At 68.9% G+C, this 15,737-nt stretch carries 16 protein-coding genes; 10 read left to right on the top strand and 6 right to left on the bottom strand.

Annotated features, from left to right (window positions below; genetic code table 11):
- Window positions 1-26: 26 nt before the first annotated feature.
- From Pmi06nite_RS00545 to Pmi06nite_RS00560, 4 genes are all read right to left on the bottom strand, one after another.
- The gene (locus Pmi06nite_RS00545) at window positions 27-452 is read right to left on the bottom strand and encodes a GNAT family N-acetyltransferase (RefSeq protein ID WP_203950768.1); all 426 of its coding nucleotides are present in this window, start codon (window positions 450-452) and stop codon (window positions 27-29) included.
- 71 nt (window positions 453-523) lie between these two features.
- Entirely contained in the window at window positions 524-1,060 is a 537-nt protein-coding gene (locus Pmi06nite_RS00550; RefSeq protein WP_203950769.1) for a hypothetical protein, read from the bottom strand.
- A 112-nt stretch (window positions 1,061-1,172) separates the two neighbouring features.
- Window positions 1,173-1,913 (bottom strand): cache domain-containing protein, encoded by a 741-nt coding sequence (locus Pmi06nite_RS00555; RefSeq protein WP_203950770.1) that lies wholly within the window; start codon window positions 1,911-1,913, stop codon window positions 1,173-1,175.
- Between the two features lie 3 nt (window positions 1,914-1,916).
- On the bottom strand, window positions 1,917-2,762 hold the full coding sequence (locus tag Pmi06nite_RS00560) for a FadR/GntR family transcriptional regulator (protein ID WP_239113417.1): 846 nt from the start codon (window positions 2,760-2,762) through the stop codon (window positions 1,917-1,919).
- Between the two features lie 55 nt (window positions 2,763-2,817).
- Here Pmi06nite_RS00560 and Pmi06nite_RS00565 point away from each other — a divergent pair, with 55 nt between their 5' ends.
- The 4 genes from Pmi06nite_RS00565 to Pmi06nite_RS00580 all read left to right on the top strand — a co-directional run bounded on the left by Pmi06nite_RS00565 (window position 2,818) and on the right by Pmi06nite_RS00580 (window position 7,346).
- Window positions 2,818-3,885, top strand: coding sequence for an ABC transporter ATP-binding protein (locus Pmi06nite_RS00565; RefSeq protein WP_239113418.1), 1,068 nt, complete (start codon window positions 2,818-2,820; stop codon window positions 3,883-3,885).
- A gap of 85 nt (window positions 3,886-3,970) precedes the next feature.
- Complete coding sequence (locus Pmi06nite_RS00570) at window positions 3,971-5,194, top strand: ABC transporter substrate-binding protein (RefSeq protein WP_203950772.1); 1,224 nt, start codon at window positions 3,971-3,973, stop codon at window positions 5,192-5,194.
- 465 nt (window positions 5,195-5,659) lie between these two features.
- Window positions 5,660-6,535 carry an ABC transporter permease gene (locus Pmi06nite_RS00575; protein ID WP_203950773.1) on the top strand — a complete coding sequence of 292 codons (876 nt, stop codon included), beginning with the start codon at window positions 5,660-5,662 and terminating at the stop codon, window positions 6,533-6,535.
- A 13-nt stretch (window positions 6,536-6,548) separates the two neighbouring features.
- Window positions 6,549-7,346 (top strand): ABC transporter permease, encoded by a 798-nt coding sequence (locus Pmi06nite_RS00580; protein ID WP_203950774.1) that lies wholly within the window; start codon window positions 6,549-6,551, stop codon window positions 7,344-7,346.
- Here Pmi06nite_RS00580 and Pmi06nite_RS00585 read toward each other — a convergent pair whose 3' ends face one another.
- On the bottom strand, window positions 7,347-9,158 hold the full coding sequence (locus tag Pmi06nite_RS00585) for an ABC transporter ATP-binding protein (protein ID WP_203950775.1): 1,812 nt from the start codon (window positions 9,156-9,158) through the stop codon (window positions 7,347-7,349).
- Complete coding sequence (locus tag Pmi06nite_RS00590; protein WP_203950776.1) at window positions 9,155-10,933, bottom strand: ABC transporter ATP-binding protein; 1,779 nt, start codon at window positions 10,931-10,933, stop codon at window positions 9,155-9,157. Before Pmi06nite_RS00590 ends, Pmi06nite_RS00585 begins: the two co-directional genes overlap by 4 nt.
- Before the next feature lie 256 nt (window positions 10,934-11,189).
- Between Pmi06nite_RS00590 and Pmi06nite_RS00595 the strand changes: the two genes are divergently transcribed.
- The 6 genes from Pmi06nite_RS00595 (at window position 11,190) to Pmi06nite_RS00620 (ending at window position 15,541) form a co-directional block, all read left to right on the top strand.
- Window positions 11,190-11,822 (top strand): TIGR03085 family metal-binding protein, encoded by a 633-nt coding sequence (locus Pmi06nite_RS00595; protein ID WP_203950777.1) that lies wholly within the window; start codon window positions 11,190-11,192, stop codon window positions 11,820-11,822.
- An 86-nt stretch (window positions 11,823-11,908) separates the two neighbouring features.
- Window positions 11,909-12,073: a hypothetical protein gene (locus Pmi06nite_RS00600; RefSeq protein WP_203950778.1), complete on the top strand. Its 165-nt coding sequence runs from the start codon at window positions 11,909-11,911 to the stop codon at window positions 12,071-12,073.
- Between the two features lie 114 nt (window positions 12,074-12,187).
- Window positions 12,188-12,349 carry a hypothetical protein gene (locus tag Pmi06nite_RS00605; protein WP_203950779.1) on the top strand — a complete coding sequence of 54 codons (162 nt, stop codon included), beginning with the start codon at window positions 12,188-12,190 and terminating at the stop codon, window positions 12,347-12,349.
- Window positions 12,350-12,483: 134 nt separating this feature from the next.
- Window positions 12,484-13,890, top strand: a complete 1,407-nt coding sequence (locus tag Pmi06nite_RS00610) for a glutamine synthetase family protein (protein WP_203950780.1) — start codon at window positions 12,484-12,486, stop codon at window positions 13,888-13,890.
- 73 nt (window positions 13,891-13,963) lie between these two features.
- A complete protein-coding gene (locus Pmi06nite_RS00615) occupies window positions 13,964-14,989 on the top strand; it encodes a LacI family DNA-binding transcriptional regulator (protein WP_203950781.1) in 1,026 nt (341 codons plus the stop codon).
- Between the two features lie 162 nt (window positions 14,990-15,151).
- Window positions 15,152-15,541 (top strand): hypothetical protein, encoded by a 390-nt coding sequence (locus Pmi06nite_RS00620; RefSeq protein WP_203950782.1) that lies wholly within the window; start codon window positions 15,152-15,154, stop codon window positions 15,539-15,541.
- Window positions 15,542-15,737 lie beyond the last annotated feature (196 nt).

Below are 15,737 nucleotides of genomic sequence, written 5' to 3' on the forward strand. Positions count from 1 at the left end.
TCTGCCGCACCGGCTGCCGCCGGTCGTCAGGCGAAGGCGTGGAGGAGCTGTTCACTCCGCTTCGCCGACCAGCGCATCACCAACCGGGGCTCGTCTTTCCCGAAGTAGTCGGGGACCTTCCCCTCGGTGGTGAAACCCAGGCTCTCGTAGAGTCCGATGGCGATCTGGTTGTCCGGTTCCACGGTCAGGTGGATTGTCCGGTAGCCGTGATCGACGGCTCGGCTCAGGACCAGGCGGGAGAGCGATCGCCCTATCCCTCTCTTGCGCCAGTCTCCCCGCACCGCCAGCGCCACCAGCCAGGCCTCCCCTTCCGAGACGGCAGGCAGAGCGATGGTATGACCGATCACCTCGCCGTCCTCGACCGCGACGATCACCAACGGACCCGCTATGTCGAGGAACTGGCGCAACACAGTCGAGGAATAGGCGTGGCCGACATAGACGTCCCGCTCCACCCGAGTGAGACCGTCGACCTCCGCTACGGTTGCCTGTCTAATCTCGGGCATTCCGGCCGCCTCTATCCGTCTTACCAGGTCTTACGGAATACCCGCGAAAGAGGATTTGCATTCGTAGCCCGGTTCGGGGGCGATTCTAGCGGCCTCGCAACGAGCGCGTCCACATAGGCGACGAAGGGCGGGGCGAAGAACTCACGGGCGGCCGGCCACATCTCACGGAACTCCGTGACGGCGAAGTCGGCCTCGAGAACCTTGTTCCACGCGGTCCAGATATGTCTGGGCAGGAGTCCCGCCTCATAGTTCAGATAGTTGAACTCGTGGAGCTCGATCTCGACGATGATGTACAGCCTCTTCTTGTTCATCCTGCGCCTCGAGGCTCCGTAGCCTCGGTGCGACAGATGCCACGCCAAGAGGGCGGGGTCCTTGTTGAAGAACGTGATCCTGGAATTGGTGTTGGACTGGACGAGGGCCTGGTACACCGTCTGGCGGAGAGAGGAGGCGATGGAGGCGTTCTGCTGGCCCAACGCGCGTAATTGCATGATGTTCAGAATGAGGGCGACTATGACCACGAGAACCGAAACCGCCTGGAACCAGTCGCCTGGACTCATTAAGTCTTAGCCCCCACATGACCGCCAAAATCCGACCAAAGCATCTACAACGTAGAAGATCAGTTTTCGATCGCTTATTACCGGACTCGTGATAATTTTGTAACGGCCTGCCCTATTTTTCGAGAATGTCGCAGCTCCGGGCCGTAACCAGGGACAGCGGCAGGTCGCGCACGGGCCGTACGGCGAAGCCCTGGGCGCCTCGATAGAGGGATCCGGCGACCCAGCGCGCTGTGTTCGAGGCGACCACGCGGCCGCTCGCGTTGACGAGGAACGCCGGGGCGGGGATCTCGCGAAGTGCGGGGAGCACGGCGCCATCGAAACGGCGGACGAACACGTCGGCCGCCGCGACGCCGATGAACGCGCCGTCGAGGACGACCGGCACCGAAAGCGTGAGGCTGTACTCGTCCGTGCACAGATAGTCGACGTACGGCCCGCAGATCGTGTGCTCGGCGCCGGAGAGCGGGCCGGTGTACCAGTCCCAGTGGGTGTAGTCGTAGAAGGCGCTGCTCGACGGGTCGAGGTCGCGCAGCAGTTGGACCGGGGCGCCCGAGGGGTTCTCCTGCCACCATTCGAGGTACCAGTGAGCGTCGGCCAGCAGGCCCGGCGCCGCGATGAACCCGATGCCCGCGATGAGCGCCGCGACGCCGTTCCCGTTCAGGTGTGCCCACAACGACGGCCGCAACCCGGCGAGGTCGGCGGCCACCGGCCGGCGGCCCCGGCGCCGCACGCACCGGGCCGACGCGTCGCGCACCTCGCGCAGAGTCCCGAACACGCCCTCGATCGCGTCTCCCACGCGGGTGAGCACCCCGGCGACGGCGGGGCTGTGGTGGCCGGCGTCCACATCAGTGATCATTTCTTACTCCTGAAGCCCCAGCCGAAGCTCGATGAGATGTTCTATCGCGTCGAGCACGTGCCGCTCGGCGAGGGCTCTGGCCTGGTCGCCGTCGCCGATCTCGATGGCGTGGGCGATGGCGTGGTGCTGTGCGGCCATCTCATCGTGCCCGCCCAGCGCCTCATGAGAAAGCCAGAGCAGAGGTCCGATGTCGGCCTGTAACCGGATCTCCTCCTGAGTGAGTCGCGCGGACTGCGAGGCCGCCGCCACCTCGATGTGGAACCGCCCGTCGAGTCTCCGGAGCCGGGCGATCATGCCCGGGGGCGTCTGCGCGGCGACCGCGGCCATCTCGTCGAGGGACCGCCACAGTGGGGCGACGTCGGAGGGCAGTGAGCGCTGGGCGGCCAGCCGCGCCGCCGCCCCCGCGATGGCCGTGTAGTGGTCCCCCAGGTCGCGCAACTCGTCGACGGCGAACAGGCGCAGGCGTGTGGCCACGTCGATCTCGGAGGGAGCGCGGACGAAGCTGCCGCCCCCGCGTCCGCGCCGGGTCTCGACCATCCCCTGCTGGCGCAGGGCCATGAGGGCCTCCCGGAGGGTGACCGTGGAGACGCCGAGGCTCGCGGCCAGTTCTGCCTCACTGGGAAGCTGCTCGCCGTCGGCGAGCAGTCCGACGGCGATCGCATCGGCCAGGCGGCGGACGACGACGTCGACCCGGGCGGTGCTGTCCACAGGCGAGAAGACGGCGAGCCGGGCGGCGTTCACCACCATGCCGTCCCCACCGCCTTCGCCGTCCCAGCTGAGAGCGAGCCGATCGGTCGCCGCCGGCCGCACACCCCCGGGCCGGCGCTCCGCTGCGCCAGAAGTTAACACGGTGAATCCGGTCCGGGACTTTACGAGAAACATTTAACCCCATATGTTTTCGGCCATGCCAGACCAAGCAGTCAGCCTCCGCGGCCTGCGCAAGAGCTTCGGAAGCGTCGAGGCGGTCGCCGGCGTAGATCTCGATGTCGCCGACGGGGAGTTCTTCGCGATGCTCGGGCCCTCCGGTTCGGGCAAAACGACCGTGCTGCGGATGATCGCCGGATTCGAGTCGCCGACGGCCGGGACCGTCGAGTTGGCCGGCCGTGACGTCACCCGGCTCGCGCCGTTCGAGCGCGACGTGAACACCGTCTTTCAGGACTACGCCCTGTTCCCGCACATGAGCGTGCTGGAGAACGTGGAGTACGGCCTGCGGGTGAAGAAGGTGGCCAGGTCTCCGCGGCGGGAGCGGGCCCTGGAGGCCCTGCGCTCGGTGCGTCTCGAAGGCTTCGACAAACGGCGCCCGGGCCAGTTGTCGGGAGGCCAGCGCCAGCGTGTGGCGCTCGCCCGCGCCCTCGTCAACCGTCCGCGCGTGCTCCTGCTCGACGAGCCCCTCGGGGCGCTCGACCTCAAGTTACGCGAGGAGATGCAGGTCGAGCTGAAGGCGATCCAGCGCGAGGTCGGCATCACCTTCCTGTTCGTCACCCACGACCAGGAGGAGGCGCTCACGATGAGCGACCGGGTCGCGGTGTTCAACCAGGGCAGGATCGAGCAGATCGGCACTCCGGCCGAGATCTACGAGCGGCCCGCCAGCGCGTTCGTGGCCGGTTTCGTCGGCACGTCGAACCTGATCTCCGGCGAGGCGGCCCGGGCCGTCCTCGGCAAGGAGGGCACCTTCAGCGTCCGGCCGGAGAAGCTGCGGGTGGTCGCGGGTGACGGCGAGACACCGGGGCCGGACGAGCACAGCGCGTCGGGGACGGTGTCCGAGGTGGTCTACGCCGGGCCGGCGACCCGCTTCGTCGTCGACCTCGACGCCGGCGTGCGGCTGATCGCTCTGCAGCAGAACCTGCAGGTCTCGTCCATGGACGTCATGGGCCTGCGGGGCACCAGGGTCAGCCTCGTGTGGCACCGCCGGCACGAGTTCGCGATCGCGGACGTGAGCCTGGCCGTACCCAGGGAAGCGGCACACCCATGACGCCCGCGGGCGGCGTTCCGGACATCGCGCGGTTCCGGACATCGCGCGGCGAGTCATGAACCGTCATCGAACAAGGAGAACCCCCATGTCATCCCCCCACCGGCGTATCGGCCGGCACAGTCTCATCGCCACCGCCGCGCTGGCGCTCGCCGCCGTGGCGGGCTGCGGCGGTTCGTCCACGACGGGCTCGGCCCCCGCACCGGGGAGCACCGGTTTCACCCCGCCCAAGATCGAGGCGCTGAAGTCGCTCGGGCAGGGCGAAGGCCAGGTCAACCTGGTGGCCTGGGCGGGGTACGCCGAGGACGGCTCCAACGACCCGAAGGTCGACTGGGTGCACCCCTTCGAGCAGGCCACCGGCTGCAAGGTCAACACCAAGACCGCCGGCACTTCGGACGAGATGGTCAACCTGATGAAGACCGGCGAGTACGACGCCGTGTCCGCCTCGGGTGACGCCTCGCTGCGGCTGATCGCCTCGGGCACGGTCGCGCCGGTGAACACCGACCTCATCCCCAACTACAAGGACGTGTTCGAGGGCCTCAAGCTCAAGCCGTGGAACTCCGTCAACGGGGTCCCCTACGGCGTGCCGCACGGCCGTGGCGCGAACCTCCTGATGTGGCGGACGGACAAGGTCACGACGCCGCCGGACTCGTGGAGCGTCGTGTTCGACGGGGCCTCGCCGTACAAGGGGCACGTGACGGCGTACGACTCGCCGATCTACATCGCCGACGCGGCGCTGTACCTGATGTCCACCAAGCCCGAACTCGGCATCAAGGACCCGTACGCGCTGGACGACAAGCAACTCCAGGCGGCGGTCGACCTGCTGAAGCAGCAGAAGGCGAACATCGGCGAGTACTGGTCCGACTACACCAAGGCGGTCCAGAGCTTCAAGAGCGGCGACACCGTGGTGGGGACGACCTGGCAGGTCATCGCCAACCTGACCGAGGCCGAGAAGGCGCCGGTCCAGGTGACGTTGCCCAAGGAGGGCTCGACCGGCTGGTCGGACACCTGGATGGTCGCGGCCAAGGCCCAGCACCCCGACTGCGCGTACGAGTGGATGGACTGGATCATCTCCCCCAAGGCCAACGCCCAGGTGGCGGAGTGGTTCGGCGAGGCCCCGTCCAACGCCAAGGCGTGTGACGAGACGTCCGACAAGACGTTCTGCGACACCTTCCACGCAGCCGACGAGAGCTACTTCTCCAAGGTCCACTACTGGACCACGCCGATCGCCCAGTGCCTCGACGGCCGTACGGACGTCAAGTGCACCGACTACTCGGAGTGGACCCGAGCCTGGACCGAGATCAAGGGCTGACCCCACCCCCCTTTTTTTGGCCGTGATCATGCACAGGTTCGGAAACAGGCCCGCTGACCAGGCCAAACCCCAAGCGTGATCATGCACAGGTTCGGCGGCAGGTCCGTTGACCAGGTGAAATCCAGTTCGCGATCATGCACAGGTTCGGAGATACGCCGGCCCAGCTGGGAGAACACGGTCCGTGATCATGCAGTCGGCGACGGCGTGCATGATCACGGACGGCGTCACCGCAGGTCGGGCGGGACGTGCACGAACTTGCGCATGATCACGGAAGGCGTCACCCCAGGTTGGGCGGCACGTGCGCGAACCTGCGCATGATCACGACGTGCGTCGCCGCAGCTCAGCCCAGCTGATCACGAATGTGTGCATGATCACGGCGGGGGTTGGGGCAGGTCGCTCGGGGTGCCCACGAATGTGTGCATGATCACGCGCAAGAGAGGCGTGGAGAGTGAGAGAGAAGGAAGCATGACGGCGAGTGCTGCTTTGGGGGATGGGGAGGCCGCGGGCCTTCGGCGGCGGGTGGCGGCCTTCTTGCACAGACACGCCCGCGTACGGCTGTCGCTGCTGCTGTCGGCTCCCCTCGCCTGGCTGGGCCTGGCATACCTGGGCTCCCTGGCCGCCCTGTTCGTGACCGCTTTCTGGTCGACCGACACCTTCACCGGCGACCTGGTCAAGGTCTTCACCTGGGCCAACTTCCAGGACCTCGTCACGGGTGAGGTCTACCGGACGGTCGCCCTGCGCTCCCTCTGGGTCGCCGCCGCGGTGACGGTCATCGACCTGGTGATCGCCTTCCCCATGGCGTTCGCGATGGCCAAGCTCGCCTCGCCGCGGTCCCAGCGGTGGCTGGTGATCCTCGTCCTCACTCCCCTGTGGGCCTCCTACCTGGTCAAGGCGTACGCCTGGCGGGTGTTGCTCTCGTCCGGCGGCATCCTCGGCTGGGGGTACGGCCTGACCGCGACGATCGCGACGCTCTCCTACCTCTGGTTGCCGTACATGATCCTGCCGATCTACGCGGGTCTCGAACGGCTGCCCAACGCCCTGCTGGACGCGTCCGGCGACCTCGGGGCCCGCGGCTGGCGGACGTTCAGGACCGTGGTGTGGCCGCTGACGTTCCCGGCCGTCGTCGCGGGCTCGATCTTCACGTTCTCGTTGTCGCTGGGCGACTACATCACCGTGAAGATCGTCGGCGGCAAGTCGCAGCTCATCGGCAACGTCGTCTACGACAACATCGGCGCGGCCAACAACCTCCCCTTCGCCGCGGCCGTGGCCACCGTCCCAGTCCTGATCATGCTGGTCTACCTCGCGGCCGTCCGCCGTACCGGCGCGCTGGACAACCTGTGAAGAAGGAGACGCGGTGAATCTGTCCCGTCCGGCCCGCCTGCTGCTCAGGACCGCGCTGGTCCTCGGCCTCGGCGTCATCTACGTGCCGCTGGCCGTGGTGATCCTCAACTCCTTCAACTCCGACCGCACCTTCGGATGGCCGCCCCCGGGGCTGACGTTCCAGTGGTGGCATTCGGCATGGAACTCCAGCGGTGTCCGCGACGCCCTGTGGACCTCGGTCCAGGCGGGGCTCGGCGCCACCGCGATCGCCCTCGTCCTCGGCACGATGGCCGCCTTCGCCGTACAGCGTTACCGGTTCTTCGGCAAGAACAGCGTCTCGCTGCTCATCGTGCTGCCGATCGCGCTGCCGGGGATCGTGACCGGCATCGCGCTGAGTAACACCTTCCACACGGTCCTGGGGATCCCCCTCGGAATGCTGACGGTGATCGTCGGGCACGCCACCTTCTGCGTGGTCACGGTCTACAACAACGTGCTGGCGCGCCTGCGCCGGATGGGTCTGGGGCTCGAGGAGGCGTCGGCCGACCTGGGCGCCGACACCTTCACCACGTTCCGCCTGGTCACGTTCCCGATGATGCGGTCGGCACTGCTCGCGGGCGGCCTGCTGGCCTTCGCGCTCTCGTTCGACGAGATCATCGTGACCACGTTCACCTCGGGGGCGGGAGTCAGGACCCTGCCCATCTGGATCTTCGAGAACCTCTTCCGCCCGAACCAGGCTCCCGTGGTCAACGTGGTCGCCGCCGCCCTCATCGTCGTCTCGATCGTCCCCATCTACCTCGCCCAGCGGCTTTCAGGCGAGACGACCACGCACTGATCAGGAGGAATGGGTGGCCGACGTCCAGGAGTCGTAGAGGTCGGCGTAGACGCCCGGCTCCTGGACCAGGACGGCGTGGGGACCCCGCTGGACGATGCGCCCGTGCTCGAACACGATGACCTCGTCGGCCGCCTGGGCGGTCGACAGCCGGTGGGCGATGGAGACGGCGCTGCGGCCGCGGGTCACGCCGTCGAGCGCGCGAGCCAGCCGCACCTCGGTGGCCGGGTCGACGGCCGAGGTGGCCTCGTCCAGCAGCAGCAGGTCGGGATCCGCCAGGTAGGCCCTGGCGAGCGCCACGAGTTGCCGCTCCCCCGCCGACAGCGACTCCCCGCGCTGGCCCACGGCCGTGTCCAGCCCCGCGGGCAGGCCGTCGACCCAGTCGGCCAGGCCCAGTTCGGTCACGGCCAGCCGTACGTCGTCGAGGGTCGCGGACGGGCGCCCGAAGCGGATGTTGTCCGCCAGGGACGAGTCGAACAGGAACCCGTCCTGAGGGACCATCACGATCCGTTCCCGCAGGGAGGAGAACCGCACCTTCCGCAGGTCGACGCCGTCGACGAGGATCCGGCCCGAGGTCGGGTCCATGAGCCGGGTGAGCAGCTTGGCGAACGTCGTCTTGCCCGATCCGGTCTCGCCCACGATGGCCACGCGGCTGCGCGGCCCGATCTCCACCGCGACGTCGTGGAGCACGGGGGCACCGCCCGGATAGGCGAAGCCGACGTTCTCGAACTCCACGGAGATCGGCCCCCGCGGCAGCGTCGCGCCGTCCGCGGGGTCGGCGACGTCGGCGGGGGTGTCGAGGACGCCGAGGATGCGCCGCCATCCGGCGATGGCGTTCTGCGCCTCGTTCAGCACCTCGGTCGCGGTCTGCAGCGGGCTGATGAACAGGGTGATCAGGAAGAGGAACGCGATGAGCCTGCCCGGCGTGATGGAGCCGGAGACGCCGAGCTCCACCCCTGCCACCACGACGCCCGCGACGGCGATGGCGGCGACCAGCTCGGTGATCGGGAACGTGAACCCGATGATCTTCTGGGCCCTGGTCTGCGCCTTGCGCTGCTCGTCCACCGCCGCGCCGATCCGCGCGGCCGTACGGTCCTCCGAGCCGTAGGCCCGGATGACGGCGCTGCCGACGACCGACTCGCTGACGCCGGCGAGGACGTCGCCGGTCCGCTCGCGGACGCGGATGTACGCCCGGGCGACCAGCCGCTGGAACCGCGGCAGGGCGATCACCAGCGGCAGGAAGCAGGCCCAGACCAGCAGGGTGAGCTGCCAGGAGTAGACCGCCATGAGGACGGTCGCGACCAACAGTTGCCCGAGGGCCACGATGACGAGCAGGCCGCCCCACTGCATGAACGTGCTGATCTGGTCGACGTCGCTCGTCACCCGCGAGACCAGCGCGCCGCGCCGCTCGGAGTTCTGGGTGAGCACCGACAGGTCGTGCACGTGGCGGAAGCCCTTGCCCCGCAGGGTGGCGAGGCCGGACTCGGTCGACTTGTAGAGCCGGACGTTCATCAGGTAGCCGCACAGGGCGGTCAGCAGGACGGCGACGGCGCACAGGGCGGTCGCGTTCCGGATGAACGGCACGTCGGGCACGTCGCCGAGCCCCCGGTCGATCACCTGCTGCACGGCGATGGGGACGATGACCTTGCCGAGGGTCGCCAGCACGGCGAGGCACACCGTGCCCAGGAGTCCGTTGCGGAATTCGGGCGACAACCGCAGGCCGTGCCGTATGGTCTCGAACGCCGTCCGCTCGGCGGCCTGGAGGCCGCCCGGCTTTTCGCCCTCGGTCGTGGTCTCCTCTGTCACGGCGGTCATGCCACGATCTCCTCGTCGGTGTCGAGCGCGGCCCGTTCGGCCTCCTCGCGCTCGTATGCGGTGACCAGGTCCCGGTAGCCCGCGCAGCGCTCCAGCAACAGCTCGTGGGGGCCCTGGTCGACGACCCTGCCGTGTTCCAGGTAGACGACCTCGTCCGCCAGGGCGATCGTCGCCATCCGGTAGGCGACGACGATCACCGTTGAACCGGCCGCGCCCTCGCGCAGGCCGTGCAGGATGCGCTTCTCCACCTGGGGGTCCACGCTGGAGGTGGCGTCGTCGAGGATGAGCAGCCGGGGCGTGCGGACGATCGCCCGGGCGAGCGCGATCCGCTGCCGCTGCCCGCCCGACAACGACGTGCCCCGCTCGCCGACACGCGTGTCCAGCCCGGACGGCAATGCGCTGACGAACCCGTCCGCCTGGGCCAGCCGCAGGGCCGCCCACACGGTCTCGTCCGGCACGTCCCGGCCCACCGTGATGTTGCCGCGGACGGTGTCGTCGAACAGGAACGTCTGCTGGAGCACCAGGGCCACCGCGTCGCTCACCCCGCCCCTCGCGACCTCGCGCAGGTCGGTGCCGTCGATCCGTACGGCGCCGGCGGCGGGGTCGATCAGCCGCCCGAGCAGCAGGGTCAGCGTGGACTTGCCCGAACCCGTCGGCCCCACGACGGCGACGGTGCGGCCGGGCGCCACCTCGAACGTCACGTCGGTGAGCACGGAGGCGTCGGGAAGGTAGCCGTAGCTCACCCCGTCGGCCCGCACGCCCGCGGGGCTGTCGCCGGCCAGGTCCGCCGTGCCGTACTCCATGGACCCGGTGGCGTCGAGGACGTCCTGCACCCGGGTCCAGCCGACGACGCTGCGGGGAAGCTCGGCGAGCACCCAGCCGAGCGCCCGGACGGGGAAGGCGAGGAGCGTGAAGAGGTAGGCGACCTGGATCAGGTCTCCGGCGACGACGTCGCGGGCTTCGAGCCGCATCGCGCCGACCAGCAGCACGGCCAGCACGCCGATCGTCGGCAGGGCCTCGAGCAGCGGGTCGAACAATCCGCGCACCCGGCCGACGGCGACGTTGGCGTCGCGCAACTCGTCGGCGCGCACCTGGAACCGGCGGGCCTCCGCGTCCTCCCGGCCGAGCGTCTTCACGACGAGCGCGCCGTCGAAACTCTCGTGCGCCACCTCGCTCACCTCGGCCCTGAGCTGCTGCGCGCGCATCGCGAGAGGGGACAGCCTGCGCTGGTAGATCAGGTTCAGTACGGCGATCGCCGGAAATATCAGGAAACCGACGACGGCGAGGACGGGGTCGATGAGCAGGATCGCCCCCGCCGCCGTCACGAGCATCACGATGACGCCCACAGCCATCGGAAGGGGCGCGAGCGGCGCCCAGGCCGCCTCGACGTCGGAGTTGGCGTTGGACAGCAGCTGACCCGTCGGATGCAGGTGGTGCCAGGCCAGTGGCAGCCGCAGGTACTGCCGGGTCACCGCGCGCCGCGAACGGGCCTGCATCCGGTACTGCATGACTCCGGCGAGGATCCGCCTGCCCATGATCCCGGCGGCCTTGAACACCGCGACGCCGACGATCAGCAGGGCCGCCGCGACCAGCGCGCCGGTGTGGGCGCGGCCGTCACGGAAGGCGGGCAGCACGACGTCGTCCGTCGCCCGGCCGAGGGCCCAGGAGGAGCCGACGGTCATGATGCCGTAGACCGCGCTCGCGAGCACCGCGCTGGTGAAGATGCGCGGCTCGGCCCTGATCGCCATGCCGATGACCCGCAGACCGCGGGTCATGACGGATTTACTCGGCCGCGCGGGGGAGTCCTTCGACGGCACGCCGGGTTTCCTCTCGGTCGGGGACGTTCTGGCCGCCCGCTCCGAGCGCCAGCGAATCGGACGTTACCTACCCCGGCGCGCACACGAATCGGCCTCTCGACCGACGCCACACCAAGCCTTTAGTCCTAGATATTCCATATCATCACGATCAACCGGATTATTCCTTGACGGGCCTGGTGATCGTGACGCGGGTGATCGGGGCTAGGCTGCCCTCGTGAGTTTTGTACGGGACGAACGTGCGGCCATCTCCACCACACTGGACGAGTTCGGTCCCGATGCTCCCACGCTCTGCGAGGGATGGACGACGGCGGATCTCGCCGCGCACCTCGTGCTCCGTGAGCGCCGGCCCGACGCCGCGGGGGGCATCGCGCTCAGTTTCCTGTCCGGCTACACCGGCTCCGTCCAGAACCGCCTCAAGAACGGGCGGTCCTATGCCGAACTGGTCGAGTTCGTACGGCAGGGCCCGCCGGTCTGGTCCCCGTACCGCATCCCCGGCATCGACAAGGTCGTGAACTCCGTCGAGTTGTTCGTCCACCACGAGGACGTCAGACGCGCCCGGCCCGGCTGGGAGCCCCGCGTGCTGCCTCCGGAGGCCGAGGAGTCGCTGTGGCGGCAACTCAAGAGCGGCGCCCGCCTCTTCCTGCGCAAATCGCCGGTCGGCGTCCTGCTCCGGCGCACCGGCGGCGGCGAGGTGACGGCCGGGAAGACCGCGCCCGAGGTGGTCGTCAGCGGTGAGACCGGCGAGCTGATCCTGTTCGCCTTCGGCCGGGGCGAGCACGCCCGGGTGACCTTCGACGGCGACGAGGGCGCGGTGCGGCGGCTGCGCGAGACGCCTCTGGGCATGTGACACGGTAAATCGATCTAGACGGAAATCACGCGTAACCTTGGCGCGATGCGGCAGCATGAGGGCAGTGCCTCATGGTTGGAGCCCCGATGAACGCCAAGAAGATAATCACCTATGTGGTCGTCGCCTTCGTGATCTTCTACCTGTTCACCCAGCCCACGGCCGCAGCCGCCGCGGTCAGGGGCCTGTTCGGGGGCGTCAGCACCGGCGCGGAACGCCTCTCGTCGTTCTTCACGACGCTCGTGAACAGCTGACCCTGCGCCTTCTCAGCGGATGGGATGGTAGGGGCTCGTGGCCTCCCGGCTAGTTATGATCTTCCGTGTCGCCGGGTACAAACAGCCGGGAAACTGACTGCAGGAGGCCCCCCAATGCAGGTCAAGAAGGTTCTTACGTACGCGGCCATCGCGTTCGTGGTCTTCTACCTCTACAACCAGCCGCGAGCCGCAGCCGGCGCCGTCAGCGGCGTGTTCGACACGATCAACACCGGCGCCACCCGTCTGGCGACCTTCTTCACGACGGTCCTGCAGTGATGTGACCCCGGCCGGTGTGCCGAAGGGGATTCCGCACACCCGGCCTTCTCTCCACCCCGCGCACCGCGCCGAAAAGGCGGCGCGGTGGCGTGGCGGCCCTTCCGCCGACGGCTCCGCCGTGTTACGCAGGCAGGATGGGAGACCGCCAAAGCGCCGCCGTCGCTCAACAACAACTCGATCCCGCAGCCCGCCGGATCCTCGAACGTGTCGAGGTCGACGGCATCGAGCTGGTCCGATTCCTCTACGCCGACCACGGCGGAGTCATCCGCGGCAAGGCGGCGGGACGCTCCCGCCTCTCCGAACGGATCGGCACGGGCATCGGCCACACGGTGGCGATGATGGCGATGTCGATGCTCGACCGTCTCCAGCCGGTCGAGGGCATGGGACCGGTGGGCGAGGTCCGCATCGTCCCCGATCCCGCGACCTTCGTGCCGCTCCCCTACGCGTCCGGCGCGGCGGCGATGCTCTCCGATCTCCGGCAGCTCGACGGGAGCCCGTGGGCGGCCTGCCCGCGAACGTTCCTCAAGGACGCCATCGCCCTGCTCGGCTCGGAGGGCCTCACCCCCGTCGCGGCGTTCGAGCCCGAGTTCACCCTCGGCCGGCGGCTCCCCGATCCGACCGGCGGCCCCGATCGGCTCGTCCCGATCGACGACAGCCTGTGCTACGCCGCGGCCGGGTTCGACCTCGCCCACGACTACACGATGGCGCTCGTACGCGCGCTGGAGGCGCAGGGGCTGCCGATCGAGCACTACTACCCCGAACTGGGAGCCGGCCAGCACGAGCTGTCCATCAGGCCCGCGACCGCGCTCAAAGCCGCCGACAACCACGTGATCTACCGGGAGACCGTCCGCGGAGTGGCCTTCCGGATGGCGATGTGGGCCTCGCTCGCGCCCAAGCCGATCGCCGACCAGGCGGGCAACGGCGCCCACCTGCATATCTCCCTCTGGGACGCCGATCTGGAGCACAACCTGTTCGCCGACGGCAAGGGCGGCCTGTCGGTGCTCGGCCGGCGCTTCATCGCGGGCGTCCTCGCCCACCTGCCCGGCCTCGTGGCACTGACCTGCGCGAGCGTCAACAGTTACCGGCGCCTCCGGCCCCGCGCCTGGGCGAGCGCCTACACCTGCTACGGCATGGACAATCGCGAGGCGGCGGTCCGGATCTGCTCCCCCATGGGCGGAAACGTCGAGGCGTCGACGAATCTCGAGATCAAGCCCTCGGATTCGTCGGCCAACCCGTACCTGTCGCTCGGCGCCGTCCTCCACGCGGGGCTGGACGGCATCCGGCGGGAGCTCGACCCCGGAAAGCCCGTCCTGGTGGACCCCGACACGCTGAGCGCCAAGGAGCGAGCCCGTCTGGGCTGCGAGCGGCTCCCCTCATCCCTCGGCGAGGCTCTGGACGCCCTGGAGGCCGACCGGCTCCTCATGGACGCCCTGGGGCCCTTGCGGGGCGCCGCCTATCTGGCCGTCAAACGGTCGGAGGCCGCGGACTTCGCCGCCCAGGACGTCGCGTACGAGACCTTCCAGCACCTGCGGGCGTTCTGACCCGCCGGCCGGCCCCCGGAAAGGCGCGCCCCGGGCTGGCGCGGCCCCTGCGGCTCCGTTTTAATCGGCTTCGATGAATCCGATCGGCATCAGGGAGGTCGCGGCCCACGCCGGTGTCTCCCCCGGCACCGTCTCCAACGTGCTCAACCGTCCGGAGAAGGTCGCCGCCGCCACCAGAGAACGAGTCCAGCGGTCCGTACGGGAGCTGGGATTCGTCCGGCACGGCTCCGCGTCGTCGTTGCGGGCGGGGCACAGCAGGACCATCGGGCTGTCCGTGATCGACATCGGCAACCCGTTCTTCACCGATGTCGCCGCCGGCGTCGAGGACATGGCGAGCGAGCTCGGGTACGCGGTGATCCTCGGCAATTCCGCGGGGAACCTCGCGAAGGAGGAGCGCAACCTGCTCGTCCTGTCCGAGCAACGTGTGCGGGGAGTGCTGATCACTCCGTCCGGAGAGGATCCGGTGCGGCTCGACCGCATCCGCGAGCGCGGCATCAACCTCGTCCTGGTCGACCACCCGGCCCACCGGCCCGACCAGTGCTCGGTCGCCGTCAACGACGTGGTGGGCGGCGGCCTCGCCGTGGGCCACCTGCTCGAGCGGGGAGCCCGCCGAATCGCCTACCTGAGCGGCCCCTCCTCCATCCGGCAGTGTCAGGACCGCCTGGAAGGAGCGCGGCAGGCCGTGCTGCAGGCGGGCCTGGACCCGGCCGTCACGCTCGCCGAGCTGACGGTGCCCAGCATGAACGCCGGGTGCGGACAGCAGGCGGCCGAGGCGCTGCTGACGTCGGGAGCGCTGCCGGACGCCGTGTTCTGCGCCAACGACCTGCTGGCGCTGGGCCTGCTGCGCGGGCTGCTCCAGGCGGAGGTACGCGTGCCCGGCGACGTGATGCTGATCGGCTACGACGACATCGACTTCGCCGCCGCCTCGGCCGTGTCGCTCAGCTCGATCACTCAGCCGACGTACCGGCTCGGCCGCATCGCCACCCAGTTGCTGCTCGACGAGTGCGACAACCCCGAGGCGCACACGCACCAGCAGATCATGTTCCAGCCGACGCTGGTCGTCAGGGAGTCGACGGGCGCGCAAATCGCCACCTCGTAATCGGTGGGCAAGGACAACGAACCGTCAGCCCGTGGAATGGAATGCCGTTCGGTTCGCTCTATTTCCGGTTGTTTCGCCTAGACGGAATTCGACGCCCGGGCCGACGATGGAAGAGCAAATCCCCGATCGCCGCCAAGCGGCCCTGATCGGATAGGAGAAAGCATGAACGGAAAGCGTCTCCCAGCTCTTCTGAGTCTGGCCCTTCTTCCCGCCATCGCCTTCGGGTCGGCGCAGACGGCCCAGGCCGCCACCCACGACCCCGGCACCTCGTCGGTCGCCGACACGGCGTCCGACACGACGATCGGCACCGCTTACAGCGGGACGTCCGGCGCGATGAGCGACCGGATGCGGATCCCGTCCCTCGACCCGGTGGCCGAGGAGTCCGACGAGTCCGAGCAGCAAGAGTCCACCACACCGGAAGAGATCTCGCAGGACGAGTCCACCGTGGACGAGTCCCTCACGGGCGAGCCCATGCAGCAGCAGTCCATGCGGGGAGAGTCGATTCCTCCCCGCGAGGAGCCCAGGCACCGCTGGTCGGACCAGGGCGAGTGACACACCCGCGCCTGCGCCGCACACAGTGAAACCAAGCGCCGCGGAAAAAGCGGCCACATGAATGGGATGCGGCCTCCGGTGAATCTGGAGGCCGCGTTTCTCGCGTATTCGGTGAATTTCCAGGAATCGCACGAGGACCACATCTCCACCGCCCGGAAATCAAACTCCCCGAGCGGTAAAGAGCCGTTTCAACCCT

Origin of the sequence: Planotetraspora mira, from assembly GCF_016863275.1 — a bacterium.
In the GTDB taxonomy this organism is placed as follows: Bacteria; Actinomycetota; Actinomycetes; order Streptosporangiales; family Streptosporangiaceae; genus Planotetraspora; species Planotetraspora mira.

Coding starts and splice junctions, on each gene's coding strand:
- Pmi06nite_RS00550 (WP_203950769.1), bottom strand. CDS start 1,060: ATGAGTCCAGGCGACTGGTTCCAGGCGGTTTCGGTTCTCGTGGTCATA.
- Pmi06nite_RS00555 (WP_203950770.1), bottom strand. CDS start 1,913: ATGATCACTGATGTGGACGCCGGCCACCACAGCCCCGCCGTCGCCGGG.
- Pmi06nite_RS00565 (WP_239113418.1), top strand. CDS start 2,818: ATGCCAGACCAAGCAGTCAGCCTCCGCGGCCTGCGCAAGAGCTTCGGA.
- Pmi06nite_RS00570 (WP_203950772.1), top strand. CDS start 3,971: ATGTCATCCCCCCACCGGCGTATCGGCCGGCACAGTCTCATCGCCACC.
- Pmi06nite_RS00575 (WP_203950773.1), top strand. CDS start 5,660: ATGACGGCGAGTGCTGCTTTGGGGGATGGGGAGGCCGCGGGCCTTCGG.
- Pmi06nite_RS00585 (WP_203950775.1), bottom strand. CDS start 9,158: ATGACCGCCGTGACAGAGGAGACCACGACCGAGGGCGAAAAGCCGGGC.
- Pmi06nite_RS00590 (WP_203950776.1), bottom strand. CDS start 10,933: ATGACCCGCGGTCTGCGGGTCATCGGCATGGCGATCAGGGCCGAGCCG.
- Pmi06nite_RS00600 (WP_203950778.1), top strand. CDS start 11,909: ATGAACGCCAAGAAGATAATCACCTATGTGGTCGTCGCCTTCGTGATC.
- Pmi06nite_RS00605 (WP_203950779.1), top strand. CDS start 12,188: ATGCAGGTCAAGAAGGTTCTTACGTACGCGGCCATCGCGTTCGTGGTC.
- Pmi06nite_RS00610 (WP_203950780.1), top strand. CDS start 12,484: ATGGGAGACCGCCAAAGCGCCGCCGTCGCTCAACAACAACTCGATCCC.
- Pmi06nite_RS00615 (WP_203950781.1), top strand. CDS start 13,964: ATGAATCCGATCGGCATCAGGGAGGTCGCGGCCCACGCCGGTGTCTCC.
- Pmi06nite_RS00620 (WP_203950782.1), top strand. CDS start 15,152: ATGAACGGAAAGCGTCTCCCAGCTCTTCTGAGTCTGGCCCTTCTTCCC.